This window comes from Acidobacteriota bacterium, assembly GCA_040752915.1.
In the GTDB taxonomy this organism is placed as follows: Bacteria; Acidobacteriota; UBA4820; order UBA4820; family DSQY01; genus JBFLVU01.
Window position 1 is genome coordinate 1 of sequence record JBFMHB010000081.1, and the last position, 10,200, is coordinate 10,200.

Consider the following 10,200-nt stretch of genomic DNA (forward strand, 5'->3'; position numbering starts at 1 on the left):
GCGTGGGGCTGTCGCCGGCCGGCGTCCGGGAACTCGTGGAAGCCGGGGCTGAAGTCGTGGTGGAGACGGGGGCAGGCGCGGCGGCGGGCTTCCCCGACGAGACCTATCGCAAGGTCGGCGCTCAGGTGGTCTATTCCCACGAGGAGGTTTTCGGACGGTCGGAGGTCCTCGTCAAGGTGGGTCGCCCGAACCTCCACGACCTCGACCTCATGGAGCCCGGCTCCACGGTCCTGGCCTTCCTCCACTTGGCCGTGGCCGGGGAGGCCTACCTGGCCAAGATGAGAGAGCGGAAGATCACGGCCCTCGGGCTCGAGATCATCCAGGACGCCGACGGCACCCTCCCCATACTCCGGATTTCCTCGGAGATCGCGGGCAAGATGGCCCCCCAGATCGCGGGTCGTTTGCTGGAAACGGGGTCGGGAGGCATCGGGATCCTCCTCGGCGGCGCTCCCGGCATTCCGCCGGCGGACGTGGTCATCATCGGAGGCGGCACCCTGGGCTTCCATACGGCCCGGGCCTTCCTGGGCCTGGGATGCAGCGTCTACGTCCTCGACCTGTCCCAGAAGGTCCTCGAGATGATCGACCGGCGGCTGGGAGGGCGGGTGGTGACGGCCCACGCCACGAAGGAGAACCTCGAGAAGTTCGTGGCCTTCGCCGAGGTCCTGGTGGGCGCCGTGCTGGTCCCCGGAGAAATCGCGCCCATCGTGGTGACCCGGGACATGGTCCAGAAGATGCGCCCGGGGTCTGTGATCTTGGACTTTTCCTTCGACCAGGGCGGGTGCGTTGAGACGACGCGGCTCCAGGGGCCCACCGGGGGCGTCTTCGTGCGGGAGGGCATCCTCCACTTCGCAGTGCCCAACTGCCCCTCGTATGTGGCGCGGACTTCCAGCTACGCGCTCACCCATGCGCTTCTCCCATTCCTCCTGAGCATGCAGGACAAGGGGATGCGCCTGGCCCTGTCCGGCTGGAAGGACTTGCAGCGAGGATGCTACGTCTTCGAAGGCGAGGTCGTGAGCCGGTACGTCAGCAAGAACCCGGCCGACCTCAGGAAACTCCTGGGGGAGGGGTAAGCCATGTCCTGGATGGACGACTACAAGAAGAAACTCTGCAGTCCCGAACAGGCGGCCAAGGCCGTCATGTCCGGAGACTGGGTCATGATCAGCGGGAACGCGGCGGCCCCCTATGCGCTCCTGCAGGCCCTCGCCGCGCGCGCCGACGAATTGCGCAACGTGACCTTGAGCCACGTCCTCCTCATGGGGGAGGACCCCTTTTCCCGGCCGGGCATGGAAAAGGCCTTCCGGCACAACTCTCTTTTCGTGGGGCCGGGTGACCGCGCCTCGGTCAACGACGGGCGGTCGGCCTACGTCCCCATCCATCTGCACATGATTCCCAAGGCCATCCGGAGCGGGGCGAGCCGCGTGGACGTCGCCATGATCCAGTGCTCCCCGCCGGATGACCACGGGTTCATGAGCCTCGGCGTGGAAGTCATGACCACCAAGGCCGCCGTGGAGGCGGCCAAGACCGTCATCGTCCAGGTGAACGAGCAAATGCCCCGGGTCCTGGGCGACTCCTTCCTCCACGTGTCCCGCGCCACCCACGTGGTGGAGCACACCCAGCCCCTCCTCGAGCTCCAGGGGAAACCGGCTTCGGAGGTGGAGCGCCGCATCGGCGCGTTCATCGCCGAGATGATCCCCGACGGCGCCACCCTCCAGATGGGCATCGGGGGAATCCCCGACGCAGTGCTTTCGCTCCTCGAGGGCAAGAGGGACCTCGGCATCCACACGGAGATGATCTCCGACGGCCTGGTCCGGGCCATGGAGCAGGGCATCATCACGGGCAATCGCAAGACCCTCCATCCGGGAAAGGTCGTGGCGACGTTCATCCTGGGCACCCGAAAGCTCTACGACTTCGTCCACGACAACCCGCTCTTCGAACTCCACCCCGTCGAGCACACGAACAACCCCTTCGTGATCGCACAGAACGACAACATGATCGCCATCAACTCGGCCCTGGAGGTGGACCTCACGGGCCAGGTCTGCTCCGACTCGATCGGGACGTACATCTACAGCGGCTTCGGCGGACAGCTCGACTTCATTCGGGGCGCGGCGGCCAGCAAGGGGGGCAAGCCCATCATCGCCCTCCCGTCCACCGCCAAGGGCAACTCCATGACGCGCATCACGCCGAAGCTCAAGGAGGGATCGGGCGTGGTAACCACACGCGCGGACGTCCACTACGTCGTGACGGAATTCGGCGTGGCCAACCTCTGGGGGAAGAACCTCCAGGAGCGGGCCCGGGCTCTCATCTCCATCGCCCATCCGGATTTCAGGGAGATGCTGGAAAAGGAAGCCAGGGACCGGCACCTGATCATGTAATAGAACGACGGGCCGGGGCGTTGTTCCCGGTGCGGGGACCGGCCCCGGGAGAGAGGCATGCGCATCTCGATCGAATACTGCGGCGTCTGAAACTACGAGCCCAGGGCGGCCAGTCTGGCCGCGAAGATCAAGGACCATCTTGGGACGGACGCGGAACTCGTTCGGTCCTCGGGGGGCGTTTTCGAGGTGACCCTGGACGGGGCCCTCGTCTACTCCAAGAAGATCACGGGCCAGTTCCCCAACGAGGACGCCCTTCTGGTCGAGCTTTCCCGCAGGGCGGGACGGGCTTAGTTTCCCGCGCGCATCGGGAGTCCGTGAGCATGGACATCAACGCCATCGTGGCCATCGCCGAAACCCACGCCGAGCCCCTGGCCAGGAAGTGGCTGGAGCGTCTCCGACGGGAAGAAGGCATGGAGAAGTACCTTCTCCGCCCCGAGGAGGAACTCCTCCAGCACGTACGGGCGGCGTACGAGGAGATCGGCACCTACCTCGATCAGCCCCGCCACATGGTGATCGTGGAGCACTTCCGCAACACGGGCCGTCGGCGCCGCGCCGAGGGCGTGCCCCTTCCTCAGGTCGTCCGGGCGGTTCAGATCGCGCGAATCGTCCTATGGCAGTACGTGATCGAGGAGGGGATCTTCGATTCGACGGCCAACCTCTACCAGGGCCTGAACCTGTACCGGCAGGTCGTCAACTTCTTCGACGCCGCCGTCCTGTTCGCCGTCCAGGGGTACACCGAGGAGCCCTGAAGGACCGGGCGCGCGCGCCGGACCGCCGGGCGGATTGTGAGGCGCCCGGTCCTGGAGTAACCTGTCCCCATGACGGACCAGCCCGAGAGAATCGGAAGATACGAGGTCATCGAACTGGCCGGACGGGGAGCCATGGGCAGGGTGTACCGGGCCCGCGACCCGCTCATCGGCCGTGTCGTCGCGATCAAGGTCGTGGCCCTGTCGGCCCTTCTGGGGGAGGAGGAGAAACGCGAGTTTCGGGAGAGGTTTTTCCGCGAGGCTCAGGCCGCGGGAGGGTTGCACCACCCCAGCATCGTCACCATCTACGACGTGGGCGAGTGGGAAGGGGTTCCCTACATGGCCCAGGAGTTCGTGGAGGGGACGAGCCTCTCCCGCCTCCTCAAGGAATCCGGCCCCCTTACCCAGGAGCGGGCCCTTCCGATCCTCAGGCAGATGGCGGACGCCCTCCACTACGCCCACGGTTTGGGGGTGGTGCATCGCGACATCAAGCCGGACAACATCCTCATCGACGAGAAAGGGCGGGCGGTCCTCACCGACTTCGGGGTCGCCCGTCTTGCCGCGAGCGACCTGACCCGGACCGGCGAAGTCCTCGGGACCCCGCACTTCATGAGCCCCGAGCAGGTGATGGGCCAGGAAGTGGACGGCCGGAGCGACCTTTTCTCGCTGGGGGTGGTTCTCTACCTCATGATCTCCGGGCAACGCCCCTTCCACGGAGAGACCATTTCCTCGGTCTGCTACCAGATCGTCCACGCCCCGCCCAAGCCCTTGCCCGACGAGGCCTCCTTTTCTCCCGGCATCCGGTTTCTCCTCGACCGTCTCCTGGCCAAGGACCCCGCCGAGCGGTTCCAGTCGGGCGGGGAACTGGTGGAGGCCATCGACGGGGTCCTGTCGGGAACCCTGGCCGCCGAACCGGCCCCCCCCTCCGCCGCCGCCGAGGGGCCCGTCCAGGTGCCCACCACCACCCGGGTTTCGCCGCCGATTCCCGCCCCGGGAGCCCCCGCGGGGACCGCCCCCGCAAAGCGCCGGAGGGGCCTCGCGGTGGGCCTGATCGTTACGCTGGGCGCCCTCGTCGGCCTCTGCCTCCTCGGTTTCGTCGTCGTGGGAAGGCTCGGAAAGGGCGGAGCGAAGCCCGTCCCCGTGGAAGAGCCCGCCCCGCCCCCGCCCGAGGGCACGCCCGTTCTACGCGGTGAGCCAAAGAGTGAAACGGCCCCGGCCGAGGCCCGGACCCCCGAGGTTCCGGTGCGGAAGCCCGCCGCCACGAAGACCGAGCCTCCCCCCGCCGTGAAGCCGCGGCAGCCAGACGCCCCCTCGACCCCCGAGACGAAGCCCGAGGCCTCCGCTTCGGCCCCCGCCCAGCCCGCCCCGGCGGCCCCGAAGAAAATCAAGAAGGCCCACCTGGGACTCATCGTGGAAGGACCGCTCCCCCGCGGGGAGATCAAAGTGTTCGCCAACGGCGAGCTCGTGCTGGAAACGCCCTTCCGCGGCCTGCCCGATCCCACGGGGAGGTCTCGAGGGGGCTTCCGCCTGATCCAGCACCTCGCCCTCCCCCCGGCCTCGTACGTCCTGCGTTTCCAGATTCTGAGCCCCGCCCCCACGCCCTTCATGGCCGAGACGGACTTCCCTCTCGTTCTGGAGGAAGGTTCGGACACGACGCTGAAGGTCGAACCCAAGCGGATGCCGGCCCGGATCAAGATCACCCGCCTCCCCTCCGCCTCGGAGGCCAGGTAGAGCCTCGGGAATGCCCGGAGCGCTCCTTCCGTTGAGGGGGGACTGATTGGATGAACTCGACGACCCAGGGGAGGCGAGGCGAGTGAAGACATCCAAGTCCGGGGACGGGGAGCCCGGAAGGAAGTCCCTCTCCGAGATCCACGGATCCGTGGCCGTGCCCTTCAAGGCGGGTTTTCTCCGGCGCATCCTGGCCATCACGGGACCCGCCTACCTCGTCAGCGTCGGATACATGGACCCCGGGAACTGGGCCACGGATCTCGCGGCGGGTTCCCGGTACAACTACACGCTGATCTGGGTCCTCCTCCTCTCGAACCTCATGGCCGTCCTGCTCCAGAGCCTGTCGGCGCGCCTCGGGATCGTGCGCGGGCTCGACCTCGCCCAGGCCTGCCGCGTGGAGTATCCCAGGGCCGTCAACCTGTCCCTCTACGGCCTGTGCGAGCTGGCCATCGCCGCCTGCGACCTGGCCGAGGTGCTCGGATCGGCCATCGCGCTCCAGCTCCTCTTCGGCATGCCCCTGCTCTGGGGGGTCCTCCTCACGGCCGCGGATACCCTGGCCCTTCTTTTTCTGAGCCAGTTCGGGATACGAAAACTGGAGGCCCTGATCCTGAGCCTCGTGACCCTCATCGGGGGGAGCTTCCTCATCGAGATCGTACTGGCCAAGCCCGAGTGGGGCGGGCTCGTCAAGGGGTTCGTGCCCTCCATTCCCGACACGTCGGCCCTCTTCATCGCCATCGGCATGCTGGGGGCCACGGTGATGCCCCACAATCTCTACCTCCATTCCTCCCTCGTCCAGACCCGCAAGATCGGCCCCGGGGAGGAGGAGAAGCGCCAGTCCCTCCGCCTGAACACCATCGATTCGGCCATCGCCCTGAACGTGGCGTTTTTTGTGAACGCCGCCATCCTCGTCATGGCCGCCGCGGTGTTCTACCGGTCGGGCCACACGGACGTGGCCGAGATCCAGGACGCCCATCGGCTCCTCGAGCCCATCCTGGGCGCAGCCATCGCCCCGGTGGCCTTCGCCGTGGCCCTCCTCGCGTCGGGCCAGTCCTCCACCATTACGGGAACCCTCGCCGGCCAGATCGTCATGGAGGGCTTTCTGAACATCCGGATCCCACCCTGGCTGAGGCGCCTGATCACCCGCCTCGTGGCCATCGCCCCCGCGGTCTTCACCCTCATTGTGTACGGGGAAGAGGGGACGGGGGACCTCCTCGTCCTGTCCCAGGTGGTGCTCTCCCTGCAACTGCCCTTCGCCATCGTGCCCCTGATCCATTTCGTGTCGGATCGGAAGACCATGGGGGTCTTCGCCATCGGCCCCGTATTGAAGGGGCTGGCGTGGCTTTCCGCCGTCATTGTCGTGTCCTTGAACCTGCGGCTCGTGACCGAAACCCTCCTGTCGGCCTCCCGCTCGGGGCGTCCCGGTTCGGCCTGGATCCTGGCCGGGGGAGGGGCCCTCCAGTTCCTGGTCGGAATGCTCCTGGTGTACGTCGTCGCCAAGCCGTGGGTAGAACGGTTGAACCGGACGAAGCGGTCCCCCGCCGCCATCGGCGTCCACGCGCCCACGAGGCGCCCCCGCCTGGAGGAGGCTCCCGTGCCTTACCGGAAAGTCGCCGTGGCCATGGATTTTTCGGGTCGGGAGGAGACGGTTCTGCGGGAGGCCATCCGGCTCTTTCAGGGAGCCAAGCCCCACCTGGCCCTCATCCACGTCGTGGAGAGCGCCGGGGCCCGGTTCCTGGGGAAGGACTCGGCGGACGTGGAAAGCCAGAAGGACGCCGAGCGCCTGGAGGTCTTCGCCCAGGCCCTTAGGGAGTTGGGCTTCGAGGTCTCCACCCACCTGGGGGTAGGCAAGCCCGTCCCGGAACTGGCGAGGATCGTCAACGAGCTAGGCCCCGACCTCGTGATCCTGGGGGGCCACGGCCACCGCTTCCTGTCGGACCTGATCCACGGGTCCACCGCCGACGCCCTCCGCCACAGGGTCAAAGCCAGCGTCCTGGTCGTGGGCCGCGTGGGGGGGTGAGGCCGGTCCCGTCCGCGGCCTCAGATCCCGATTTCCTTGAAGGTGCCCTCCTCCACCACCCAGATCGCCACGGGCGTTTCCGTGGGGTCCCCCTTGTCGGAGAAGCGCATGAGGCCGAACACCGTTTCGAAGGTGAGCCGGTGGAGCGCGTCGATGATGGTCCGGTCGTTGAGGGGGACGCCGGCCTGGGAGATGGCGCTCAGAGCCACGTGGGCGGCCTTGTAGCCGAAGATCCCGAAGGGCCCGGGCTCGGACTTGTACCGGGCCCGGTATCCGTTCAGGAAGGTCTCGGTGCGGGTCCCGGGAATGTTCGAAAGGTCGGGGTAGAAGGTCACCAGGGAGCCCGTGGCCACCTCCGGACCCGCGGCATCCAGGAAGGGCTTGCCGAAGCACCCGTCCCCCGCCATGAAGACCGCCGAGGAACCCCGTTCCCGTAAGGCCTTCAGCAGGGCGCCTCCCTGGTTGGCCAGCCCGCCGAAGAAGAGGAGGTCGGGTCGCTCCTCCAGGCAGCGGGAGAGGGCCGGTTCCAGTTTCGGGTCCCCCCTTTGGAGTTCGACGCGGAAGAGGACCTTCCGTGCGGACAGAAACTCGTAGTTCCTCACGAACTCGTCGGCCAGGCCCCGGCCGTAGTCGCTGTTGTCGCTCACCACGCCCACGGAACGGTCCGGGTACTGCTTGACGAACCAGAGGGCCGCGGCCCTTCCCTGGAAGTCGTCCCGGCCGCACACGCGGAAGACGTGGTCCTGCCCGCTCTCGGTCAATTTGGGGCTGGTCGACGTGGGGGAGATCATGACGACCCCGTTGTCCTGATAGGTCTTGGCCGCCTGGAGAGAACAGCCCGAATCCACGTGTCCGATGACCACGAGGGGCCGCTTCCGAGCCAGATAATAGGCCATTTCCTTGGCCTTGGTTGGATCGTTCTCGTCATCCACGGCCGTGACCGAGATCCTGCGGCCCCGGATGCCGCCCTTGGCGTTCCACTCCTCCACCGCCAGGTTGACTCCGTTCAGGACGTCCTGCCCCAGCGTGGCCTGCTCGCCGCTGAGCGGGCCGGCCACCCCGATCTTGACCTCCTGCATGGACGTGCAGGAACCCAGCGCCGCCATGCAGACCGCCCCCAGGAGACCCAACGTTAACCGCAAGGTTCGCCTCATGGCTTGGGCCCTCCTCTTGTTTCTTCAAAATATAGGGCGCCTCCCCCGAAAGGTCGAGAGGCTGGCGGGCGTCATCCACCTCGGGAGGCAGCGCGCGAGGCCGGCCGGGCCCGAGGCTGTTAAGAAGCAGGACCGAGAAGCCCGAGGCCTCACATCATCTGGTAGGGGTCCATCTCCACGAGGAGGTGCGCGGGCACGTGGCGCGCGAGGTCCGAGCGCAGGAGCTCCTCCAGAAGCGCCTGGAGGCGGCGGCGCTGGCGGGCTCGCAGGAGGACGTGTCGGCGGTGCTTGCCCTCCAGCCTGGGGCGGGGGGCGTCCACGGGTCCGAACACGCGGACGCCCCTTGAGGCGGCTCCGCGAAGGACGGCGGAGACCTCGGCGCACAGGGCGTCCAGCCTGGGAAGGTCCTTTTGCCGGATCTCCAGACGGGCGAGGGCCTCCACGGGCGGGTAGCCCACCGACTTCCGGTAGCGGATGTCCCTTTCGTAAAAGGCCTCGAAGTCGTGGGTCAGGGAGGCGGCCACCGCGTAATGGTCGGGGTGGTAGGACTGGAGGATGACCCTTCCGGCCAACCCCCCCCGTCCCGCGCGGCCCGCCGCCTGGGTTACGAGCTGGAAGACCCGTTCCGCCGCGCGGAAGTCCGGCATCCCGAGTATGAAGTCCGCCGAGAGGACCCCGGCCAGGGTCACGTTCGGTACGTCGTGGCCCTTGGCGACCATCTGGGTCCCCACGAGGATGCCGATGCGTCCCCGTTCGAAATCGGTCCACAGCCGGTCGAACTGGGCGCCCGTCCGGATTTCCTCCCGGTCCATTCTCGCGACCCGGGTTCCGGGGAAGGCCTCGGCCAGGAGGTCCTCCACCTTCTCGGTGCCCTCTCCGAGAAATTGTAGGCTTCCTCCTCCGCAGGAGGGGCAGGATTCGGGCGCCTCCGCCCGGTGGCCGCAATAGTGGCATTTCAGTCCGCCCCATTTCCGGTGAAAGGTGAGGGAGACGGAGCAGTTTGGGCACTGGATCGTCTTGCCGCACTCCCGGCACAGGACGAAGGTCGAGAAGCCGAGGCGGTTCCTCAGGATCACGGCCTGTTCGCCCCGCGCCAGGGTCTCGGCGAGGGCTTCGAGGAGGGGCCCCGAGAGGGGAGCGCGGGCGCCCTTCGTCCGGAACTCCTCCCGCATGTCCACGGCGACCACCGGAGGCAGAGAGGCGCCCCCCGCACGCTCGGGAAGCCGGAGCAGGGTGTATTTTCCGGCCTCGGAGGCGTTGTAGAAGCTTTCCACCGACGGCGTGGCGGAGCCCAGGACCACGGGGACCCCCAGGATCCCTCCCCGCACCACGGCCATGTCGCGGGCGTGGTAGCGAGGGAACTCCTGCTGCTTGTAACTGGGGTCGTGCTCCTCGTCCACCACGATCAGGCGAAGCTCCGGCAGGGGCGCGAAGAGGGCCGACCGGGGGCCGATGACGACCCGGGCCTCCCCCCGCCGGACGCGCCGCCACTGGCGCACCCGCTCCACCTCCGTCATGGAGGAGTGGAGGACGGCCACCGCACTCCCGAAGCGCGCGATGAGCCTCCTGGCCAGGAGGGAGGTCAGGGAAATCTCCGGCACCAGGTAGAGGGCCGTGCCCCCGAGGGAGAGGGCTTCGGCCATCAGGCGCAGGAAGACCTCGGTCTTGCCCGAGCCGGTGACCCCGAAAAGCAGGAACGTGGCGTGGCGGCCCTCCCGTAGCGCGCCGGAAACCGCCGCCACGGCCCCGGCCTGCTCGTCCGAGAGAACGTGGGGCGAAGGGGCGGCCACGCGGTCCGGCGGCACCAGGTCGAAGAGCTCCGCCCAGCCCGCCTCCGAGAGTTCGAAGAAGACGTGCTGGGGCACGCGGGCCAGCCGCGCGGCCTCGTGGAGGAGGGGGAAGCCCCGGTTCTGGAAGGCGAGGAGGGCCTTGAGGGCCTTCCTCAGGGGCGGGGGAAGGCTTCGGTCCCCGGCGCGGGCGGCGGCCTCGTCGGGCGGGAGGAGGAGGGCGACGCGGTCCCTCCGGGCATAGGAGCGCCGAGCCTTCCAGAGGGTCTCCTCGAGGACCCACCCCTCGCCCACGGCCTCCCACAGATCCGGCAGGGAGTCGGCGCCGAGGCGCTCCAACAGGCGGGCCGCCGAAAGCGGACCTTCGGCGAGCAGGGCGAAGAGGGGCGCCAGGGC

General features: G+C 68.0%; 8 protein-coding genes. 6 read left to right on the top strand and 2 right to left on the bottom strand.

Features of this window, described 5'->3' with window-relative positions; genetic code table 11:
• The first annotated feature begins 2 nt into the window (after nt 1-2).
• The 6 genes from AB1824_11855 (at nt 3) to AB1824_11880 (ending at nt 6,863) form a co-directional block, all read left to right on the top strand.
• Nucleotides 3-1,070, top strand: a complete 1,068-nt coding sequence (locus AB1824_11855; protein MEW5765658.1) for an alanine dehydrogenase — start codon at nt 3-5, stop codon at nt 1,068-1,070.
• Between the two features lie 12 nt (nt 1,071-1,082).
• Nucleotides 1,083-2,372: an acetyl-CoA hydrolase/transferase C-terminal domain-containing protein gene (locus tag AB1824_11860; protein MEW5765659.1), complete on the top strand. Its 1,290-nt coding sequence runs from the start codon at nt 1,083-1,085 to the stop codon at nt 2,370-2,372.
• A 57-nt stretch (nt 2,373-2,429) separates the two neighbouring features.
• On the top strand, nt 2,430-2,663 hold the full coding sequence (locus AB1824_11865) for an Rdx family protein (protein ID MEW5765660.1): 234 nt from the start codon (nt 2,430-2,432) through the stop codon (nt 2,661-2,663).
• Between the two features lie 29 nt (nt 2,664-2,692).
• Nucleotides 2,693-3,121, top strand: coding sequence for a hypothetical protein (locus AB1824_11870; GenBank protein ID MEW5765661.1), 429 nt, complete (start codon nt 2,693-2,695; stop codon nt 3,119-3,121).
• Between the two features lie 69 nt (nt 3,122-3,190).
• Nucleotides 3,191-4,849, top strand: coding sequence for a serine/threonine-protein kinase (locus tag AB1824_11875; protein ID MEW5765662.1), 1,659 nt, complete (start codon nt 3,191-3,193; stop codon nt 4,847-4,849).
• An 82-nt stretch (nt 4,850-4,931) separates the two neighbouring features.
• Complete coding sequence (locus AB1824_11880; GenBank protein ID MEW5765663.1) at nt 4,932-6,863, top strand: Nramp family divalent metal transporter; 1,932 nt, start codon at nt 4,932-4,934, stop codon at nt 6,861-6,863.
• A 20-nt stretch (nt 6,864-6,883) separates the two neighbouring features.
• Here the strand turns inward: AB1824_11880 and AB1824_11885 are convergent, their stop codons facing one another.
• Together AB1824_11885 and priA are read right to left on the bottom strand one after the other, a co-directional pair.
• Nucleotides 6,884-8,017: a branched-chain amino acid ABC transporter substrate-binding protein gene (locus AB1824_11885; protein MEW5765664.1), complete on the bottom strand. Its 1,134-nt coding sequence runs from the start codon at nt 8,015-8,017 to the stop codon at nt 6,884-6,886.
• A 149-nt stretch (nt 8,018-8,166) separates the two neighbouring features.
• The coding region (gene priA, locus AB1824_11890) for a primosomal protein N' (protein MEW5765665.1) at nt 8,167-10,200 on the bottom strand (2,034 nt) is incomplete at its 5' end.

What these genes read in the sequence shown, in the direction of transcription:
- AB1824_11860 (MEW5765659.1), top strand. Translation starts at nt 1,083, where the DNA reads ATGGACGACTACAAGAAGAAACTCTGCAGTCCCGAACAGGCGGCCAAG.
- AB1824_11870 (MEW5765661.1), top strand. Translation starts at nt 2,693, where the DNA reads ATGGACATCAACGCCATCGTGGCCATCGCCGAAACCCACGCCGAGCCC.
- AB1824_11875 (MEW5765662.1), top strand. Translation starts at nt 3,191, where the DNA reads ATGACGGACCAGCCCGAGAGAATCGGAAGATACGAGGTCATCGAACTG.
- AB1824_11885 (MEW5765664.1), bottom strand. Translation starts at nt 8,017, where the DNA reads ATGAGGCGAACCTTGCGGTTAACGTTGGGTCTCCTGGGGGCGGTCTGC.